This is a genomic window from Labrenzia sp. THAF191a (genome assembly GCF_009363335.1).
In the GTDB taxonomy this organism is placed as follows: Bacteria; Pseudomonadota; Alphaproteobacteria; order Rhizobiales; family Stappiaceae; genus Roseibium; species Roseibium algicola.
The window spans coordinates 2,579,357-2,599,382 of sequence record NZ_CP045333.1 but is presented as its reverse complement, the minus strand read 5'-3'; the positions used below and the strand labels follow the sequence as shown (position 1 = coordinate 2,599,382).

At 61.0% G+C, this 20,026-nt stretch carries 18 protein-coding genes; 8 read left to right on the top strand and 10 right to left on the bottom strand.

Annotated elements, in window-relative coordinates; all coding sequences use genetic code 11:
* The first annotated feature begins 121 nt into the window (after positions 1-121).
* Complete coding sequence (locus FIV05_RS11900; protein WP_152509690.1) at positions 122-2,086, top strand: 4Fe-4S binding protein; 1,965 nt, start codon at positions 122-124, stop codon at positions 2,084-2,086.
* 16 nt (positions 2,087-2,102) lie between these two features.
* Here the strand turns inward: FIV05_RS11900 and FIV05_RS11895 are convergent, their stop codons facing one another.
* Positions 2,103-2,867 carry a hypothetical protein gene (locus FIV05_RS11895; protein ID WP_209009952.1) on the bottom strand — a complete coding sequence of 255 codons (765 nt, stop codon included), beginning with the start codon at positions 2,865-2,867 and terminating at the stop codon, positions 2,103-2,105.
* A gap of 92 nt (positions 2,868-2,959) precedes the next feature.
* Here FIV05_RS11895 and FIV05_RS11890 point away from each other — a divergent pair, with 92 nt between their 5' ends.
* From FIV05_RS11890 to FIV05_RS11870, 5 genes are all read left to right on the top strand, one after another.
* A complete protein-coding gene (locus FIV05_RS11890) occupies positions 2,960-3,154 on the top strand; it encodes a DUF6494 family protein (protein WP_023003109.1) in 195 nt (64 codons plus the stop codon).
* Position 3,155: 1 nt separating this feature from the next.
* Positions 3,156-4,265 carry a P-loop NTPase gene (locus FIV05_RS11885; RefSeq protein WP_152509689.1) on the top strand — a complete coding sequence of 370 codons (1,110 nt, stop codon included), beginning with the start codon at positions 3,156-3,158 and terminating at the stop codon, positions 4,263-4,265.
* Complete coding sequence (locus tag FIV05_RS11880; RefSeq protein ID WP_152509688.1) at positions 4,262-4,963, top strand: biotin/lipoate--protein ligase family protein; 702 nt, start codon at positions 4,262-4,264, stop codon at positions 4,961-4,963. Before FIV05_RS11885 ends, FIV05_RS11880 begins: the two co-directional genes overlap by 4 nt.
* Positions 4,964-4,967: 4 nt before the next feature.
* The gene (locus FIV05_RS11875; RefSeq protein WP_055656246.1) at positions 4,968-5,444 is read left to right on the top strand and encodes a DUF6505 family protein; all 477 of its coding nucleotides are present in this window, start codon (positions 4,968-4,970) and stop codon (positions 5,442-5,444) included.
* Positions 5,445-5,630: 186 nt separating this feature from the next.
* Positions 5,631-7,208 carry a serine hydrolase gene (locus tag FIV05_RS11870; RefSeq protein ID WP_152509687.1) on the top strand — a complete coding sequence of 526 codons (1,578 nt, stop codon included), beginning with the start codon at positions 5,631-5,633 and terminating at the stop codon, positions 7,206-7,208.
* Between the two features lie 22 nt (positions 7,209-7,230).
* Here the strand turns inward: FIV05_RS11870 and FIV05_RS11865 are convergent, their stop codons facing one another.
* On the bottom strand, positions 7,231-8,109 hold the full coding sequence (locus tag FIV05_RS11865) for a PhzF family phenazine biosynthesis protein (protein ID WP_152509686.1): 879 nt from the start codon (positions 8,107-8,109) through the stop codon (positions 7,231-7,233).
* 232 nt (positions 8,110-8,341) lie between these two features.
* Here FIV05_RS11865 and FIV05_RS11860 point away from each other — a divergent pair, with 232 nt between their 5' ends.
* A complete protein-coding gene (locus FIV05_RS11860; RefSeq protein WP_152509685.1) occupies positions 8,342-8,860 on the top strand; it encodes a hypothetical protein in 519 nt (172 codons plus the stop codon).
* A 94-nt stretch (positions 8,861-8,954) separates the two neighbouring features.
* Here FIV05_RS11860 and FIV05_RS11855 read toward each other — a convergent pair whose 3' ends face one another.
* The gene (locus tag FIV05_RS11855) at positions 8,955-10,028 is read right to left on the bottom strand and encodes a dienelactone hydrolase (protein ID WP_152509684.1); all 1,074 of its coding nucleotides are present in this window, start codon (positions 10,026-10,028) and stop codon (positions 8,955-8,957) included.
* 134 nt (positions 10,029-10,162) lie between these two features.
* Here FIV05_RS11855 and FIV05_RS11850 point away from each other — a divergent pair, with 134 nt between their 5' ends.
* Positions 10,163-11,200 (top strand): AraC family transcriptional regulator, encoded by a 1,038-nt coding sequence (locus FIV05_RS11850; protein ID WP_209009951.1) that lies wholly within the window; start codon positions 10,163-10,165, stop codon positions 11,198-11,200.
* Positions 11,201-11,474: 274 nt separating this feature from the next.
* On the opposite strand, the gene FIV05_RS11845 is transcribed toward FIV05_RS11850, so the two are convergent.
* The 7 genes from FIV05_RS11845 to FIV05_RS11815 all read right to left on the bottom strand — a co-directional run bounded on the left by FIV05_RS11845 (position 11,475) and on the right by FIV05_RS11815 (position 19,921).
* Positions 11,475-12,638 carry an iron-containing alcohol dehydrogenase gene (locus FIV05_RS11845; RefSeq protein WP_023003100.1) on the bottom strand — a complete coding sequence of 388 codons (1,164 nt, stop codon included), beginning with the start codon at positions 12,636-12,638 and terminating at the stop codon, positions 11,475-11,477.
* A 310-nt stretch (positions 12,639-12,948) separates the two neighbouring features.
* Entirely contained in the window at positions 12,949-14,337 is a 1,389-nt protein-coding gene (locus FIV05_RS11840) for an aldehyde dehydrogenase family protein (protein ID WP_152509682.1), read from the bottom strand.
* Positions 14,338-14,562: 225 nt separating this feature from the next.
* The gene (locus FIV05_RS11835) at positions 14,563-15,930 is read right to left on the bottom strand and encodes a glutamine synthetase family protein (protein WP_062487283.1); all 1,368 of its coding nucleotides are present in this window, start codon (positions 15,928-15,930) and stop codon (positions 14,563-14,565) included.
* A 123-nt stretch (positions 15,931-16,053) separates the two neighbouring features.
* The gene (locus FIV05_RS11830; RefSeq protein ID WP_023003097.1) at positions 16,054-17,103 is read right to left on the bottom strand and encodes a TRAP transporter substrate-binding protein; all 1,050 of its coding nucleotides are present in this window, start codon (positions 17,101-17,103) and stop codon (positions 16,054-16,056) included.
* Positions 17,104-17,221: 118 nt separating this feature from the next.
* Positions 17,222-18,562, bottom strand: coding sequence for a TRAP transporter large permease subunit (locus FIV05_RS11825; RefSeq protein ID WP_152509681.1), 1,341 nt, complete (start codon positions 18,560-18,562; stop codon positions 17,222-17,224).
* Entirely contained in the window at positions 18,562-19,158 is a 597-nt protein-coding gene (locus FIV05_RS11820) for a TRAP transporter small permease subunit (protein ID WP_152509680.1), read from the bottom strand. Before FIV05_RS11820 ends, FIV05_RS11825 begins: the two co-directional genes overlap by 1 nt.
* Complete coding sequence (locus FIV05_RS11815; protein ID WP_152511906.1) at positions 19,151-19,921, bottom strand: N-formylglutamate amidohydrolase; 771 nt, start codon at positions 19,919-19,921, stop codon at positions 19,151-19,153. The genes FIV05_RS11820 and FIV05_RS11815 overlap by 8 nt, the downstream gene beginning before the upstream one ends.
* Positions 19,922-20,026 lie beyond the last annotated feature (105 nt).

The window sequence follows — 20,026 nt, the reverse complement described above, 5'->3', positions numbered from 1 at the left end:
AGCCCCGCAGAAGTCGAACTTGACGCGCGCCTTTCCGCGCCCTTGTTATGGGGTTCGGTATTGTCTGACAAATCACAAGAGAATCGGTTTCGGACGATCCGGGGGAGAGGACGCGCACACAATGACGCAACCAAGGCTTCTGCTTTGCGATTGCCTGAATACTCAGGCTATTGACGCCGGGCTTTTAGAACAGGCGACAGGACTGCCCTGTTCGAAAATCCACACGCAACTTTGCCGCGGCGAAGCAGCGCAGGCTGCCGAGGCGCTTCAGGCAGGCAATGTCATCATCGCATGCCAGCAGGAACGCCAGGCGTTCGAGGATCTGGCCGCAGACCTTGAAGCGGACGAACCTCTTTTTCTCGATCTGCGCGATCGTGCCGGCTGGACGGCCGACACCCGCAGCACGTCTCCCAAGATGGCAGCACTGGTTGCCGAATCGATCTTGCCGACACCAGGCGCAAAGGTCGTGGACGTAACCTCGGAGGGCACCTGCCTCATCCTTGGCGACAGCGAAGCTGCGCTTACCGCGGCAGACCATCTTTGCGAGCTCCTGAGCGTTACAGTCATTCTCGACCCTGCCGACGAATTGCCTCTTGCCGACGACCGGCGCTTCGACATCGTGCGCGGCCGGGTAACAACAGCAACCGGTGCGCTTGGCCACTTCAAGGTCGGTTTCGATGCCCTGCAGGAACGCATTCCCGGTGGGCGGGGCGCGTTCAACTGGACAGATCCCAAGAGCGGCGGGCGCACGGAATGCGACATCGTGCTGGACCTCCGCCGGGGGCAGCCGCTCTTTCCCGCACCGGAAAAGCGGGAAGGCTACCTGCGGGCAGACCCGGGCAATACCGGCGCGTTCACCAAGGCGCTCCTGGATGCCTCACAACTTGTCGGCACCTTCGAAAAGCCGCTCTACGTTCGTCTGGACGAGCAGCTCTGCGCTCACTCCAGGGCCCGCAAAACAGGCTGCACACGCTGCCTGGATCTTTGCCCAACCGGCGCCATCAGCCCTGGCGGCGACAGTGTTGCGGTCGATACGATGGTCTGCGCCGGCTGTGGAAGCTGTTCGGCGGTCTGTCCGTCCGGTGCCATCAGCTACGATGCTCCTCCGGTCAGCCACACCTTCCAGCGCCTGCAAACGCTGGCGGCAACCTGGCGAAAGCTCAGCTCCGAAGCACCGCGCCTGCTCGTTCACGACAGCAGCCACGGCGCAGAGCTGATCCGCCTGGGCGCGCGCTACGGCAAGGGGTTGCCGGCAGACGTCATTCCGCTGGAGATGGAAGCCATCGCCAGCTTTGGACATACGGAAAGCCTGGCAGCACTTGCCTGCGGTTTCGCCGATGTGACCGTGTTGCTATCACCTGCCACGGAAAAGGAGGGCATGCCCTTCCAGGCCGACCTCTCCAATGCGATCGCCGGCGAAGACCGCGTCTGCCTCATCACCCCGTCCGATCCGGACGAGCTGGAAGAAATCCTCTACCGCGAACAGTCTCCGGTGACCGCAAAGCAGCCGATCCTGCCCCTTGGCTCCCGCCGGCAAATCACGCGCCTTGCCGCCAAAACGCTCAACGAGCCGGGTAAGGTCATCCCGCTTCCGGAAGGAGCACCCTATGGCTCGGTTGTCCTTGACCAGGACGCCTGCACGCTGTGCCTGTCCTGCGTGTCGCTCTGCCCGTCCGGCGCCCTGAAGGAAAACCCCGATGCGCCCCAGCTGCGCTTTCAGGAGGATGCCTGCCTTCAGTGCGGCATCTGCACGACAATCTGCCCGGAAAAGGCCCTGACACTGGATCCGAGGCTGGATCTTTCGGACGACGCATTGCGCGCCAGGGTGCTGAAGGAAGAAGAGCCGTTCAACTGCGTTGAATGCGGCAAGCCATTCGGTGTTCGGTCAACAGTGATGAGACTGACGGAAAAGCTCGCCGGCAAACACGCCATGTTCCAGGACAACAAGGCCATACAGCTCATACAGATGTGCGACGACTGCCGCGTGAACGCCGTCTACCATTCGCAAAACAACCCGTTCGCCTCCGCCGAGCGCCCACGTGTTCGCACGACGGACGACTACATCAGCAAGCGGCGCGATCATTGAGCCGGATGAGACAAGGTCACTGGTACTGTATGGGAGCTCCGAGGTCCGCCGGCGGAATGCGGGATACGAACGCAAGGATCGCTTTGAGTTCTTCAAGCGTCATCTGCACCGGTACGATCGGCGATGGCCTGCTTATGTCGAAGGGTTCGGTGACGCCGTCGATCACCGTGAAAGCGGGATGCGGATTGAGGGCAAAAAACGCCTCGAACCGCATTTGCCAGTCGGAGAAACTGCGCATCACCGCGAAGGAAGGCGATGAACCGATTGTCGTAAGGCGCGTCGCCTCGTTGACCATGTGGCACCGTCCGCAATGGAGAACGGCCAGTTCCTCGCCTCGGACCGCATCGCCGGACAGGACGACCGGACCATCGTCCTCCACCTGTTCGAGCGCTGCGGTGAACACCTGCTTGCCGTTTTCCTCGAAAGCATCAACCGTGCGCCTGCCGATGTCCCCGGTCAGCCAGTCCCGGAAGCGGATCGCGTGTTCGTTGGTTTCCTCATGGGTCATGAGGAACCAGGTCTTGCCAAGACCCGAGAACACGGCAACCCCGGAAGCGCCTTCCGAAAGACTGAGTTCGGAGGTTTCCGTGTCACCCACGATTTCGATGCGGATCCCGGTCTTGAGCGAAAAGCGCGGCAGCAGATACTGGAGGAAGCCGGTTTCCGCAATCGCGTTCGGCACGCCCATCCGGAAAGACCGCGATTGCGCGATCCCCGGTTTGTGGAACAGGATGCCGGCCGACAGGACAACGGCAACAAATATCAAGGCACGGCAGCCCACGCGCTCCTCCCTCACGTTGCTGGCCAGATCCGCTAGGGTAGGTTTCAATCGGGCGAGCCGTCAATGTGCGCCGCATTCAACAGGAGAATAAGATGAGCGAAGATTTCAACATGTCCATGCGCAAGTTCCTGAAGCAGGTCGGTGTGACCTCGCAGCAGGCCATCGAAAATGCGGTGCGCGAAGCAGGCCCGAATGCGGGAAAATCCTTCAAGGTGAAAGCTGTCGTGACGATCGAGGAACTCGGTCTCGAGCACGTGGTCACCGGCGAAATCGAGGGGCAGGACTAACGTGTCACTGACGCGCGAAACCGCCCTGTCGGTTCTGAAGACGATCAAGGATCCGGCCTCCGGCGAGGACATTGCCGCCTCGGGCATGATGCGGGCACTGCAGGTCAATGGCGGTACGGTCCGCTTCGTTCTGGAGATCGACCCGCGGCGCATGGCCGAGATGGAAGTTCTGAAACGCGAAGCGGAAACGAAGCTCGAAGCGCTGGAAGGCTGCGAAAGCGTTCAGGTGATCCTGACGTCCCATGCGGACCAGCCGGCCGCGCAGGCCACCAAACCCGCAGCGCCCAAACCGTCCGAACCGCAGCCGATCCGGGCGAAACCGGCGGCACCGGGCGCAACCGGGCCGCAGAAGGTGCCTGGCATCGACCGGGTGATCGCGGTTGCCTCGGGCAAGGGCGGCGTCGGCAAGTCGACCGTGGCTGCCAATCTTGCCTGTGCGCTGGCCGCCGAAGGTCGCAAGGTGGGTCTGCTGGATGCCGATGTCTACGGTCCGTCGCAGCCCAAGATGCTTGGCATCTCCGGGCGTCCGACCTCGCCGGATGGCCAGATGATCCTGCCGCTGCGCAACCACGGCGTCACCATGATGTCCATCGGCCTCATGACATCGGGCGACGAGGCAGTTGCCTGGCGCGGGCCGATGCTGATGGGTGCTCTGCAGCAGATGATGACCCAGGTGCAATGGGGGGCGCTCGATGCGCTGATCGTCGATTTGCCGCCCGGCACCGGCGATGTCCAGATGACACTTTGCCAGAAGTTCGCCGTCGACGGCGCCATCATCGTTTCGACACCGCAGGACGTTGCCCTGATCGATGCCCGCAAGGGCATCAGCATGTTTGAGCAGATGCAAGTTCCGCTTATCGGCATGATCGAGAACATGTCGACCCACATCTGCTCCAACTGCGGTCATGAGGAACATGTCTTCGGCCATGGCGGCGTTGCTGCGGAAGCGGAAAAGCTCGGGGTCCCCCTGTTGGCCGAGGTGCCGCTGCATCTCAACATCCGCCTTGCCGGCGATGGCGGCACGCCGATTTCGATCAAGACACCTGAAGCGCCGGAAGCTTCCGTGTTCCGTCAGCTCGCCCGAACCTTGATCGCGGAGGGCAACGCATGAGCGAAGTGCAGTTTCCGCCGCTGTTTCAGGGCGAGGCACTGACCGGACAGGCAGATCCCTTCGAACGTGCATTGGCGCTTGCCATCACCGGCACGGATCCCGGAACAGTCATCTATAACCTTGGCGGGGAACGCCTGCGGGCGGCTCTGATCTTTGCACCGGAAGTCCCGCTGGAGGAGGCCATGGCCATCCTGCCCGTGTGCGGTCTCGGTTTTCAGGCGGCCCTCGGCACGCTCGCCCCGCCGGAGGTGGCAGTCCACCTGGAATGGGATGGCCGGATTCGCGTCAACGGCGCGGTATGCGGGCGCATGCGCGTCAAGGCGTCGACGCAGGATCCCGAGGCAACCCCGGACTGGCTGATCCTCGGCCTGGAACTCAGCATGGCAAGCCGGAAATCGAACCCCGGCAAGGATCCTGACCGAACCTGGTTGTCCGAAGAAGGCTGCGGCGAGATTACCCCCGATCAGCTTCTGGAGTGCTGGGTGCGCCATAGCCTTTACTGGCTCAATCGCTGGCTGGACGACGGCCCGCGCCCCGTCCATTCCGACTGGCGCGGCCTTGTTCCGACGCTGGGTGAAACGGTGGAGGTTGACGGAACCTCCGGCACTTTCGTCGGTGTCGATGAAAATTTTGGTATGTTGCTGAGAACGGGTGAGGACACGACCTTGATCCCGCTTTCCAGCCGTCTTGAGGGATAACCGGATGAAACTCGCTCGTGCCATTCACCTGGATGACAGCGACCGCAACGTCTTCTTTTCCCCGGCTCGTACCGGCGAATGGTGCCTGTCCGGCGGCTTCGAGTTTTCCGACTGGACCGAAGCCGACCTGACCGGCAAGGCACGTCAGGCCTTTGCCAACGGCTGGCTGGGGCTGGAAACCTTCGGCAGAGCAACCTTCGTTGCCGTCACCCCGATTGAAGAGACCGAGCTTGCCACCCTCGCCGAGCGGCTTGCTCAACATTTTGTCGACATTTACGGCGCACCTTCCGTGGAGGCGGCGCTTGGTGTTGCCCGTCAGGAGCTGGCCTATATGGCGGAGCTTTGCGAGGAGCATCCGGAAAACACGCTGATCGCCGTTCAGCGTGACCTGACCGAAGACGGTGTGCGGGAAGCCTTCAGAACCATTGCCGCCCCGGAAGCGAAACTGGATATGGTCGCCGTCCACGGCGACATCGAATAGCACCCGGCCTGCCGGCCGGATGCCGTTCTGGTGCCGGCCACTTGCTTCTCTGATCAAGACACGGTTGCTTAACCAAGAAGTTTCAACAAACCCGCATTACACGTCGTTAAGTTGATCTCTCAGGTGCGTTTCGCGCATCATGCATATGCTTGTTTTGATTTCAGTATCTCCCCAAGGAATTTGCATATGCCCCGGCACACACTCTCCCGCCGTCTGTTTCTCGGCACTGCCACCGCAGCCCTGACGGCACTGCCGCTGCGTGGGTTTGCGCAGGAGCTTTCCCCTGCCCAGACACCAGGTGTTGAAGCCTCGCCCGAGCAGATTGCAAAGGCAGTCGCCGAGCTTGACGCAATCGTGGCCGATGTGATGACGCGCAGCAAAATCCCGGGACTGGCCGTTGCCGCTGTTCATCGCGGCGAAACCGTCTATTCCAAGGGCTTCGGCGTGCGCCGACTTGGTGGACCGGAAACCATCACACCGGACACAGTGTTTCAGCTTGCGTCCCTCTCCAAACCGGTGGGAGCGACCGTCGTTGCGAGCCAGGTCAGCAAGGGCGTCGTCGGTTGGGACAGCCGGATGCGCGAACTGTTGCCCTGGTTCGAATTGTCCGATCCCGACCGCACCGAAAAGCTGACTATAGGTGACCTCTACAGCCATCGCTCCGGTCTGCCGGACCACGCAGGCGACGATCTGGAAGACCTGGGTTACGACCGCAAGGAAATCCTGCAGAGGTTGAAGCTTCTGCCGCTGGCACCTTTCCGGATTTCCTATGCCTATACCAACTTCGGCTTGACCGCCGCCGCGGAGGCCGTTGCCCAGGCTGCCGGCACCGACTGGAGCAGCCTTTCGGAAGAAGCGCTTTACAGACCGCTCGGCATGACGTCGACCAGCTCACGCTTTGCCGACTACATGGCAGCAAGCAACCGCGCTATCCCACACAGCCGAGACGGCGACGGCTTTGCTCCGCTGTACCAGCGCAAACCCGACGCCCAGTCGCCGGCTGGTGGTGTCAGTTCGACCGTCAACGATCTGGCCATCTGGCTGAAGATGCTGCTTGCAGACGGCGCCCACGCGGGAACTCCCCTTATCGCACCCGAGGCGCTTCTGCCGGCCATCAGCCCGCAAAGCTTTTCGGATCGCCCCCACAGCCCCGATGCCAGGTCCGGCTTTTACGGTTACGGTTTCAATGTCGGCACTGATCCGTCCGGCCGTGTCCGGATCGGCCATTCCGGAGCGTTCCTGCTGGGCGCAGGCACCTGCTTTGCGATGATCCCCTCGCTCGACCTGGGCATAGTCGTCCTCACCAATGCAGCCCCTGTCGGAGCAGCCGAAGCCATCACGGCCTCCTTCACCGACCTGGCGCAGCTCGGCCACATCACCCGTGACTGGTACGGAGGTTATTCGAGCAGGTTCGAAGGCTTCTACACCAAACGTGGCAGCACTGTCGGTCAGGATCGCCCGGCAGATGCCGGCCCGACGCCTCCGCAAGACCTTCTCACCGGCACCTATTCCAACCCGTATTTCGGCAAGGTCGAGATCAAGGCAGACGGCGACAAGCTGGTGCTGATGGCAGGACCGAAACAGATCCCCTTCCCGCTGAAGCCCTGGAACGGGCCGGTAATGGTGTTCGATTTCGTCACCGAGAACGCGCCCGACGGATCCCGTTCGACGCTCGTCTTTGGCGATGTATCGTCCGGTCCGGCCAAGTCGCTCGAGATCGAACTCTTCAGCGAAACGGGACCAGCGCTGTTCGAACGGGTCTGACGTCACACCGGCGCGGCGGGTTTCACAGGTGAAACTCGCCCGTCAGCCGCAAGGCCGCATACCCACCGACAGAAACACCCGTGACTTCGCCGCCAGCCGTGTTCAGCACGGTTCTGACGATGCTTGGACGGCCCATCTCGAAGCCCTGTTCTGCGACCAGGACCGCCTGCCCGCCATTGCCCGGAAGAAGTTTTTGCGCCCGGAACAATTGGCAGGCCAGCGCACCGTTGGTGGTACCGCTCGCCGCCTCTTCCGGATCGCCGACACCGTGGCAGAGATCCCGCAGGCGTACCTTAGCCTTGCCCAGACCACGCCCTGTCCGGCACCAGATGCCCAACGTGTCGATCGACCGTGCCAGGCTGAAACGTCGCAGCCCGTCATCATCCGGACGAAGGGCTGCCAGAGCATCGGTATCTGCCACTTCGATGAAAACATGCCGAAGGGCTGTCGAGGACGCCGCAACGCTGAGAACACCAGCCGGCTCCATGCCGAGCAGTGGAGCTATCTCGTCCGCGGTTGCCTCGTTCAATCCGAACTTCGGCAAAGGCTGGTGCATGGTGATGGCACCGTCCGAGGCGACATCAACACCGATTTCCCCCGCGGGTGTTTCCTGAACATAACTTCCAGGCCCAATCCGCCCGTCGGCCAGCAACGCTGCAAAAATCGCAACGGTAACATGGCCGCACATATCCATTTCCGCCCGGGTCGAGTGAAAGCGGACCTCGATCCTCTTGTCGGACTTCTGGCGGACAAAACCCGTCGTCGGGGCACCGATATCCGCAGCGATCCGCTGACGCGCGTCCGGCCACAGCGGCGTATCCTCAAAAACAACGCCGCCGATGTTGCCGCCTCGCTCATCGGCAGCAAAAGCGGCATAGAGGCGGACGGGCAACTTATCCATTTCGGCATTCTCACATTGTCGGCGTTGCAAAGAGGGCGCATCCGATCATGCAAGAGGAGGTGTAGCAACAGTGCCGACGCGTTATCCAAAGATTGGAAACAGCCGCTGCGAGGCGTCAATTTTTCATCACGAATTCGTCACGCAAGGCCCTCGCCATTTTATTTCCATGTGATCGCATTCAGAGCCAAGTATCTGCCAGCAGAAGAGACAATCTCAGGAAAGTGATCCCGTCATGAATACAACTTCCAGCCAGGTCCAGACTGCCGGTACCCTGCCCGCCCTGAGTTTTCATACGCTCGGCCTGATGTTCATCTCGGGCTTCTTTGCGACCAACGCGTTCGACCTCTGGGGCCAGATCATCAGTCCGGCTTTGGGTTTCGCGACCCTTTCACCGCACGGCCTCGCCAAAAGCCTGCTTGGCAGCCTGGGTCTTCCGAACGGCGACTTCGGCGGATATTTCGTCCATTTCTACGCCGTCGGACTGATCGGCTACCCTGTCGGCTGGATGTTCATCTTCGCGCCGTTGTGGCAGCGCGTGGTCGGCAACACCCACTGGCTCCTGCCCTCGGCAATTTACGGTTTCGGTCTCTGGGTCTTCGCCATCGGCGGCATCACATCGGTCGCCGGCCTGCCCTTCTTCCTGAACTTCAGTGGCATCGTCTGGGTCGCCCTCGTTGGCCATGTTCTCTACGGCATCGTGCTTGTGGCAGTGCTGAAGCTGATCGAACGCAGCCAGGGCGCTTCCTCCTGACACCTTGAGACGACCGGCAGTCTCCCACGCCCGAAAGCGCGGGAGGCTGCAGTCCACATGTGAAGAAACCTCGATCGCGTCCCCGGCCAGGCCGTCAGTTTGCCGCCTTCAAGTCTGCCCGGAAAGCGTCGACAATCATCTCGGCCATCTGATCGTGCAGCTCGGCTCGAGACCTGCCGCCACCATCGGTGCACAGGCTGTCCGTTTCGCCGATGGATTTCATGAAGACGATCGCGTCTTCCTTGCACACGGGCAGGAAGCTGAAATGAACGGCATCCTCGATGTGAAGCAGATCGGCGTCTGGCGCAGCAGCGACCAGATGCGCAGAGCGCACACCGACATCGATCTGCCCTGCCACGCCAAGATTGAGGAAATGCAGCGGAATGCCGACACCCGCGAAGCTTTGCTCCTGAAAGGCAGCCGCCAGCGCCGGATCGACAGCGATAACAGACTTGAGCCGGGCATCATGGCTCTTTTGTTCGAAAAGAGCCTTGTCGACCGTCCGCAGATCAAACGGCTCGACCTTGATTTCCTCCCTGTCGACAAACGCCCTCCCGCCCATGAACCATTGGCAGTCCGGCATCTGCGGATTGGTGTCGCAATAGTCGACGTAAGCCTCCAGGCTTGCCATTGCACCCACGCTTTCCAGAACGGCAGCGCCGCCAAGGGAAAACCCAAGCGCCCCGATATTTCCCCGGTCGATTGACGCCGACCAATCCGGGTCGGCAAGCAACTCATCGATCACCGTGGCGAGATCGTCCGTTCGTTGCCAGAGCTTCGGCGTATCTTCCGGCGTGGAATCGCCGCTGGTGGTGCCGGGGTGATTTGCACCGGCGACGATGAAACCTTCGCCGGCAAGTTCGCTCGCAATCCAGGCCATCTTTTCGACTGATGCTCCCGACCCGTGCGAGAGCACGATCAGCGGATACGTCCCTTCCGCCCTTGCGGCATCGGCCAATGCTGGCGTGCCTTCGAAGATCCTGTCATCTCCGATCAACACCGTCTCCCCGCCCGGCTTGGCCGGGTACCAGACCAGAACAGTGAGATCCTCTCCTCTGGCTTTCGAACTTACCGAAATCTCGCGAACACCCACCGGCTCCTGGGCCCTGGCGGGAACAGCGGCGACGAGTGACAGAGCCAGCGGCACGAGAAGAGCTTGAATTTTCATGAGCAATCTTTCAGTCAGTGGAGCAACGGCCGAATACTTGGTAAGGCCGTCCTGGAAAGCGTCCTCTTTCGCGATTCAGTCACTCCGGATCGCGATAAAGGTCACCGTCACCACCCGTCCAAGGTTCATTGCCCGTGCTGTTCGTTCCCCTGCCCTTCGTCAACGCATTGCTTCTGGCGCTGGTCTTCGTCTTCCTGAAGCAAAGCAACGGAACAACCGCGACACGTGCCTTTCTGACATTGATTGCCCTGTGCTGCCTGCAATCCGTCATTCTGGGCCTGCGCTGGGGGTATGAGATCGAGGCGCTGCGCTTTGTGCTGCCGGTCCTGGCCGCGCTGCTGCCACCCCTTGCCTATGAGAGCTTTCGCGGTCTTGTCGACCAGTCCCGGCCAGGAATGTTCCGCCTCGCTGCGGCACCTCTTGCTGCGCTGGTCATTCTTGCCCTGGTACTCTTTGCACCAATCCTGGTGGACGGTGCACTGATCATTCTGTTTCTGGCCTACGCACTGGCCCTTGCCGGGATCGCTTGGCGCGGGCCCGACGGGCTTGGCCTTGCCCGTCTGGACAGCGCCACCTCAGCTCACCGTGCTCTCTGGCTGGCAGCTTTCTGCCTGTCCCTGTCAGCTGGGTTCGACATGGTGATCCTGTTCGATTTCGAGCGCTCGGGAGGCAGCCATGCGGCGCTTCTGGTGAGCAACGCCAATATCATCAGCCTTTTGTTGATCGGTCTCGCCGCGCTCACTGCGGGCCGGGCCCAGACGGAGACGAACAGCGAGCCGGAGCCTGCCCCCCAGAGCGCGACCTCCGAAGACGCCGAGATCCTTGCTCGGATCGATGCCCTGATGACGACGCAGCACCTTTATCGTGACGACACGCTCAACCTCACACGGCTTGCCCGCCGCGCGGGCCTTCCGGCCCGGCAGGTGTCGCAGGCCATCAACCGGGTGCGTGGCATGAATGTCTCGCGCTATGTGAACGATTTCAGGATCAAGGATGTCTGCACGCTGCTGCGCCAGGACGGCATCACGGTGACCGAGGCCATGTATCGCGCAGGTTTTTCGACCAAGTCGAATTTCAACCGCGAATTCCTGCGGGTGACCGGCATGACGCCGGATCAGTGGCGGAAGGCGGAGGGCCGCGATCTCGGTCAGAAAGACCGAAAGGCGCGCTGAGCGACAGCAGCGCACACACCACCAATCTCATCCTGGCCCGATCAAAGCGGCCTGAAGTGCAAAGGCTCAGAGTGCGTCATCCGCGACGCAGCGAAGCGAAGATCCGGGATCGGAGAGCCTCAAAGCTGCCCGCGAACAGTTCTGGTCCATCTACAAGCCCCGCGGCACCCCGGCCCCGGCTTGGCTACGCTTGGCCGAGATTGCGAAAGAGGGGCTGAAAAACAAAAAAGGCGCTCCGGATACCGGTGCGCCTTCGAGGTCAAGGGGCCTTGCTTCAGACGGTACCCTGCTGAGCCTTGTCGAAGATTTCCAATGCGCCTTCCTTGGTCAGCGGAACCGGGTTGCCGCCTGCGGTCGGGTCGACAATCGCCATTTCGGCAATCAGGTCGCGCTTGCTGTCATCGACATTGAGACCGGCCAGCGTGTGCGGTACGCCGAGGTCTTCACGCAGTTTCAGGATCGCATCGAGCACACCCTGATAACCGCCGGCGATGCCAAGGAAACCGGCAAGCCGCTCGAATTTCTGTTCGATGGCGGGTTTGTTGAACTGCAGCACGTAAGGCATGAAGACCGCGTTGGTCATGCCGTGGTGAGTGTCATAAAGCGCGCCGACCGGATGAGACAGCGAGTGGATCGCTCCGAGGCCCTTCTGGAAGGCAACGGCACCCATGGCGGCGGCGCTCATCAGGTGACCACGTGCTTCAAGATCGGACGCATCCGCGGCAACTTTCGGCAGGTTTTCAAACACCAGCCGCATGCCTTCAAGCGCGATGCCTTCGGACATCGGGTGATACATCGGTGCGGAATAGGCTTCCAGGCAATGTGCCAGAGCGTCCATACCGGTGCCGACGGTGATGAAGCGCGGCATGCCGACGGTCAGTTCCGGATCGCAGATCACGATGGCCGGCAGCATTTTCGGGTGGAAGATAACCTTCTTTGTGTGCGTCGCTTCGTTGGTGACAACACCCGCGCGACCAACTTCCGAGCCGGTTCCGGCAGTGGTCGGCACCGCGACGATCGGCGCAATGCCGGCCGGATCTGCACGGGTCCACCAGTCGCCGATATCTTCAAAGTCCCAGATCGGCCGGGTCTGGCCGGACATGAAGGCGATCAGCTTGCCTGCATCGAGGCCTGAACCACCACCAAAAGCGATGACACCATCATGGCCACCGGCCTTGTAGGCGGCGACACCGGCAGCAATGTTGCTGTCGACCGGATTCGGCTTGACGTCGGAAAAGACCGCAGCCTTTAGGCCGGCAGCTTCCAGGCTTGCAATCGCCTCTGCGACCATCGGCAGGCCGGCAAGGCCCGGATCGGTGACCAGCAGCGGATTGGCCATGCCGGTGGCCTTGACCGCATCGGGAAGTTCCTTGATGCGCCCGGCACCGAAGCGAACGGAGGTCGGATAGGACCAGTTGACGGAAGGAAGTGAGCTCATGGGTGTCTCGTTGTCTTGAAACTCGGGGTTCTGGTCGCTGCCACACCGACAAGGGAGGCAGTTACAAGTCTCGGCATTGCCTCTTGCACCCCACTCCCCCTTGCGGGGGAGATGTCAGCGAAGCTGACAGAGGGTGGGACTGGGCTCTGCGTATATTCCGGTGCCTAGTTTGCCGAGGGGGTGGCACCCCCCCCTCTGTCTCCTTGCGGAGACATCTCCCCCTCAAGGGGGGAGAGCGGAGCAAGCTCAATCACCCTGCCCGATTTGGGACTAGGAAACTGGGCTTGCTCGGTCGTTTGTCAGACCTGCCTCAATGCTCCAGACGGAAGTGGAACGACTTCGGCCGGGTCAGGTTGTGGAAGCCGATTTCGGAAAGAGCCGCGCCCTTGCCGGTGTCCTTGACGCCGGTCCAGACCAGGGCCGGGTCGAGATAGTCGCAGCGGTTCATGAACACGGTGCCGGTCTCGATCTTGTCGCCGATCTCGGCAGCGGCCTGAACGTCTTCGGTCCAGATCGATGCGGTGAGGCCATAGGGGCTGTCGTTCATGAACTGCAGCGCTTCCTCGTCGTCCTTCACCTTCATGATGCCGACGACCGGGCCGAAGCTTTCTTCGCGCATCACGGACATCTGGTGATTGACGTCGGTCAGCACCTGCGGCGCCAGGTAGGGCGTGCCTTCCTTGTCGGCTTCGAACTTGGAGGTATCGATGTGCGCCTTCGCGCCCTTGCGCAGGGCTTCTTCCGTCTGCTCGCGGATCCAGGCGGCAAAACGCGCCTGGGCCATCGGGCCGAGGGTGGTTGCCTCGTCCAGCGGATTTCCCAGCTTGTACTGGCTGGTCAGATCGACAAAACCTTCGACGAAGCGGTCGTAGAGGCTTTCATGCACATAGACGCGCTCGATGCCGCAGCAGCATTGGCCGGCGTTGTAGAATGCACCGTCGACCAGGTTCTCAACCGCATAGTTCAGGTCTGCGTCAGCCCGCACATATGCCGGGTCCTTGCCGCCCAGTTCCAGGCCAAGCGTCGCGAAGGTACCGGCCAGCGCCTTTTCGATGGCACGTCCGCCGCCGACGGAGCCTGTGAAGTTGACATGGTCGATCAGACCGGAACCGAGCAGTTTTTCCGTGCCCTGGTGGGTCAGGACGATGTTCTGGAAAACGCCCTTCGGCAGACCGGCAATCTCGAAGGCCTTGGCGAGGCGCTCACCGACCAGAAGGGTCTGCGCGGCATGCTTCAGCACGACCACATTGCCCGCCATCAGCGCCGGCATGATGGTATTGATCGCCGTCATGAACGGATAGTTCCACGGCGCGATCACCATGACGATGCCGAGCGGCACGCGGCGCAGGTAGCGCTTGAAGCCCGCCTTGTCGGTGCGCTCCACATCGGCCAGCGCTTCAGCAGCGATCTTCGCGCAATATTCGGTGCGCTCGATGGTGCCACCGAGTTCGCCACCGAAACGGATCGGCCGGCCCATCTGCCAGGCCAGTTCGGGCACGACTTCTTCGTTCATCGCCTTCAGCGCTTCCAGCGCCTTGAGGCAATAGGCAACGCGTTCGGCAACCGGCACGGCAGCCCAGCTTGCCTGTGCGGTCCGTGCGGTGGAAACAACCCGGTCGACCGCGGCGTCGTCCAGCGCCGTGCGTTCGGCATAGACCGAACCGTCGATGGGGGAAATCAGCTTGATGACATCTGACATTTTGAACCTCTCAGAACCGCCTCTACGGACGGTTTGTTGAAAGTGGTTGGCTCCGATTTCTTGTTTTTCAGCACCCGCCTCCCTCATCCTGAGGAAGCGCGTGAGCGCTGTCTCGAAGGATGGGCCGCTTGTCCGGTGTGCCGCCCATCCTTCGAGACGGACCTGGCGGTCCTCCTCAGGATGAGGGGTAACCAAGCAGCTTGCCTTCTAGTGCTTCATCGCCTCTTACGCCCGCTCGAAGCCGCGGGCAATCTCGTAATCGGTGACCACACGGTCGAACTCCTCCAGTTCCCATTCGGCGGCGCGGGAATAGTGGTCGATCACCTGGTCGGAGAACGCTTCGCGCAGGAATTTCGACTTGCGCAGGGTCTCGCGAGCCTCACGCAAGGTGTGCGGAATTTCCCTCGCCTTCTTGGCATCGTAGACGTCACCGGTGGTCGGTGCGTCGAGTTCCAGCTTCTCTTCCATGCCCTTGATGCCGGCAGCGATCTGAACCGCCAGTGCCAGATAGGGATTGAGGTCGGAACCGCCGATGCGGCACTCGACGCGAAGGCCCTTGGTGCCTTCGCCGCAGAGCCGGAAGCCGGCGGTGCGGTTGTCGACCGACCACACGGTCTTGGTCGGCGCGAAGGTGCCCTTCTGGAAGCGCTTGTAGCTGTTGATGTAGGGCGCCAGGAAATAGGTATAGTCCGGCGCATACTTGATGAGCCCGGCCATGTAGTGGCGCATGGTCTCGGACATGCCGTATTCGCCCTTGGCATCCACGAAGACGTTATTGCCGTCCTTGTCGAACAACGACTGGTGCACATGGGACGACGACCCGACGCGGGAATGATGCCACTTGGCAAGGAACGACGCGGAACGCCCTTTTGCCCAGGCAATTTCCTTCACCGCATGCTTGGCGATGGTGTGATATTCGGCCGTGTCGAGTGCCGGCGCATACTTGATGTTGAGCTCTTCCTGCCCGGCTTCGGCTTCACCCTTGGTGTTCTCGACCGGGATGCCGGCGGCATAGAGGTGATTGCGCACCGGGCGCATCACATCCTCTTCCTTGGTGGTCTGCAGGATGTGGTAATCTTCGTTGTAACCGGAAATCGGCTCCAGATCGCGGTAGCCGCCCTTGCGCATGTCCTCAAAGCTTTTCTCGAACAGGAAAAACTCCAGTTCGGTCGCCATGATCGGCGTCAGCCCAAGTTCCTCCAGACGCGCGACTTGCGATTTCAGCATGGCGCGCGGGGAATGCGGCACTTCCTTGTGGGTGTGGTGATCGAGGATATCGCACATCACCATGGCCGTGCCTTCCAGCCACGGCACCCGCCGCAGGGAGGAAAGATCCGGTTTCATGACATAGTCGCCGTACCCGCCGGACCAGCTCGTCGCCGCATAGCCTTCGACCGTGTACATCTCCAGGTCGGTTGCCAGCAGATAGTTGCAGCAATGGGTCTCGTGATAGGCACTGTCGACGAAATGCTGGGCGTGGAAACGCTTGCCCATCAGCCGTCCCTGCATGTCGACGATACAGGTCAGCACCGTGTCGATCTCGCCGGATGAGACGAGAGACTTCAGTGCATCAAAGGTCAGGTTGCCAGGCATTTTACGGTTGTTCCAGGTTGAGCGGTCGAGAATTGAATTCCGGAAATTCCCGGTCCGGAGGTATCGCTCCGGACCGGCAGATCTGACCGTGCCTTCCGATGGCCGGCACGGTCCGGGTTTCTATCAGGAATAGCGGTAAGGCCGGCCGGCCTTCTTCATGTCCTGATTGTACTTCTTGAAGATCTCCACGACCTTTGCCTTGGTCGGGGATTCAGCAGCGATCTCGTCCCAGAAGGCCATCGCAGCTTCTTCTACCGTTGCCCACTCGGCGTCCGGAATGGAGGTCAGCTCCATCTTGGTGCCGTTGACGCGCAGGTTGGCTTCGCCGCCCCAGTACCACCACTGGCGATAGTAGTGCGACGCATCCATGGCAAGCTGCAGCATGGTCTTCAGGTGATCGGGAAGCTCGTTCCAGCGCTCCTGGTTGGCGAAGAACGAACCAGCCCACGCACCCGAGATGTTGTTGGTCAGGAAGTAGTTGGTCACATCCGCCCAGCCGACGGTGTAATCCTCGGTGATGCCCGACCAGGCAATGCCGTCGAGTTCGCCGGTCTGAACGGCGACTTCGATGTCTTCCCACGGCAGGGTGACCGGCACGACGCCGAACTGGCTCATGAAACGGCCGGCTGTCGGGAAGGTGAAGACGCGCTTGCCTTCAAGATCCTTCAAAGAACGGATCGGGTCCTTGGTGGCAAAGTGGCACGGATCCCAGGAACCTGCGGAAATGTGCTTCACGCCAACCTTGGCGTATTCCTCTTCCCAGATTTCCTTCAGGCCGTACTGGTTGAACAGCACCGGCACGTCGAGGGAATAGCGGGAAGCGAACGGGAAGTAGCCGCCGAAGACGGTGACTTCGGTCGGGGACGCCATGCTGTCGTCGTCCGACTGAACGGCATCGATCGTGCCCTGCTGCATGGCGCGGAACAGTTCGCCCGTCGGCACCAACTGGTCGGCGGTGTAGAGCTCGATCACCATCTCGCCGTTGGCAGCCTTGTTGAAGGCATCGATATGCGGCTTGATCACGTGTTCGGCGAGCGCCGGACCGGCATAGGTCTGGAGGCGCCATTTGATCTGCGACTGGCCATGCACGGCCGGAGCCGCAAGGGTGGTCGCTCCGGCGGCGGCGGCAGTGCCGATACCGGCTTTTTTCAGAAACTCACGTCTGTTGGTCATCTCAAGTTCCCCTAAGTTTCACATTCAGCTAAAGCGGTGCGGCCGTTTTCCGGCTCTCGTAAGTCCGCGGTCCAACTCCGTTTTTCCTCCGGACGTTGTCTTCTTGTCCCGTTCCTCGCTACCTGCCGTAAACCAGATCCGGCAACCACAGGGCAATTTGCGGGAAAACCATGACGAGGACGAGCGCCAGGACCATCACTGCGACGAACGGCGTAATCGAGCCGTAGATGTCGCGCATGCTGATTTCCTTGGGCGCCATCGCCCGCATCAAAAACAGATTGTAGCCAAAGGGCGGTGTCATGTAGGCGATCTGCGTGGTGATCGTGTAGAGCACCCCGTACCAGATCAGAACTTCGCCCGCCGGCATACCCAGATCAAGGCTTGCCACCAGAGGCACGTAAAGCGGTGCCACGATGACCAGCATCGCCGTATCGTCCAGGAAGGTGCCCATCACCAGGAAGGACAGCTGCATCAGGATCAGGATCATCCACGGCGACAGGCCGAGCTGCTCGGTGAAGAGGCTCTCGATGGCCTTGACCGCGCCCAGACCGTCGAACACCGCGCCGAACCCGAGGGCGGCAAGGATGATCCACATGAACATGCACGAAATGCCGAGAGTGTTCTTCAGGCAAAGCTTCAGGATATCCCAGGTCATCCGGCGACGGACGATGGAAGCCACCAGGGCAGCCAGTGCACCGATGGCCGAGCTTTCCACCAGGCTGGTGTAGCCCTTGACGAAGGGCACCATCATTACGGCGAAGATGATGATCGGCAGCAGCCCCGCCAGAAGCAGATGGTACTTTTCGTCCTTGGAGGCTTCACGCTCTTCTTCGGTGAGCGCCGGGCCAAGTTCGGGCTGCACCTTGCAGCGGACCGCGATGTAGACGACGAACATGGCCGCCATCATCAGCCCCGGAACGACGCCCGCCAGCCAGAGCTGGCCGACAGGAGCGCGTGCGATCATCGCATAAAGCACCAGCACCACGGATGGCGGCACCAGAATGCCAAGCGACGACCCGGCCTGGATCACCCCCGTGACCATACGCTTGTCGTATTTTCGCTTCAGGAGTTCCGGCAGCGCGATGGTCGCACCGATGGCCATGCCGGCAACCGACAGGCCGTTCATGGCAGAGATCAGGACCATCAGCAGGATCGTGCCGATGGCCAGACCGCCGTTGATCGGGCCCATCCACACGTGGAACATCTTGTAGAGGTCGTCGGCGATCTTGGTTTCCGACAGCACGTAGCCCATGAAGATGAACATCGGCAGCGTCAGCAGCGGATACCACTTCATCAGCTTCATGGCTGCGGAGAACGGAATGTCGCCACCGCCAGTGCCCCAAAGGGCCAGAGCGGCGATTGCGGCAATGCCGCCGATGGCGCCGAAAACGCGCTGCCCCGTCAGGAGCATCAGCATCATCGACGAGAACATCAGGAGAGCGATCATCTCGTATGACATCAGAGCGTCTCTCCCTTGATCAGGGCGATATCCTTGATGAATTCCGAGATGGCCTGCAGCAGCATCAAAACAAATCCAATGATCATTACGAGTTTGACCGGCCAGAGATAGGGCCGCCAGGCCGTCGGGCTGCGCTCGATATAGCCGAGCTTTTCAGCCGCCGCGTCAGGACCACCGGTGATGAAGGAAACGAACAGGTCCCACCAGAAGCTGAGCGAGTCCTTGCCGAAATAGCCGAGGGAATAGGCTGTTGAATTCAGCGCGCCATAGAGCAGCACGCCGAGATAGAACATCAGCAGCAGCACCGTGAAGGCATCGAACCAGGCTTTCTTCTTGGCGCTCCACTCGGCATAGAACAGATCCATACGCACATTGGAGCCGAGCTGTATGGAATAGGGCCCGCCCAGAATGTAATAGGCAACCATCGCGAACTGGGCGACTTCCAGTGTCCAGAGCGATGGATTGAAGAATGTCTTGGAGATCGACGACCACAGAAGGATCGCCGCCATGACGAAGACCCCCCACATGATTATCTTGCCGAGGCCCCGATTGAAGCCGTCGACGATGCAGATATAGACGCGGGCCGCCTTAAGCATGGGCTTCTCCCTGCGTCTGCCCGCCAACGGCTTGCGCGGCGTGCTCCAGCAGGGGCGCCAGAAGATCGCTCCACTGCGCTTCTTCTGCCGAGGTCTTCACTTCGTCGTTGCGGATTTCAATCATCAGGCAAGGCAGCTTGCGATCTTCGCCGTGCCGACGGATGGTATAATAGACACCATCGGACGGAGCATACGGCTCGTTGTCTCCAACGGTCAGACCACCCTTGGCCTTCAGGCCCTCCAGGACCGGATCCGCAAGACGCCGGTCCTTGTCGTAGATGAGGCCGATTTCCCAGGGACGGGACTGGCCCTTGTAGACCGGCGTGAACGAATGGATGGAGACCACCGCCGTCGGCAGTCCGCGGTCGAGCCGCTGGTTGATCACCTTGTCGATGGCCTTGTGAAACGGCCGGTGCGCCAGGTTAAGACGGAACGCCTTTTCATCGGCCGACAGATTGCGGTTGCCCGCGATCTGGGTGGTTTCGCTGAGACAGGGGATCAGGTCGGCCCGGCTTTCCTCGCGATTGCAGTCAATGATCAGGCGCGAGACAGTGGTATGGACCAGCGGCGCATCAAGGCTCTTGGCCAGCCCCCTGGCAACGCCGAGCGCTCCCGGGTCCCACGCGATATGCGCAATCTTGTCCGCATCGGTAATACCGAGCGATGTATCGTAGGGAGGCGGAAAGAAGTTGGAGGCGTGATCGCAGACAAAAACGAAAGGCCCCGCTCCCTCCGCATTTTCAACGGCGACAGCCCGAGTCATTCCTCCGGTCTGGGGATTCGAACCCATTCCCTACTCCCTGAAAGATCGGCCCTGCATTTTGTAATGTTTATTACAGGATTGCCGACTTAACTAACTTCTGTAATA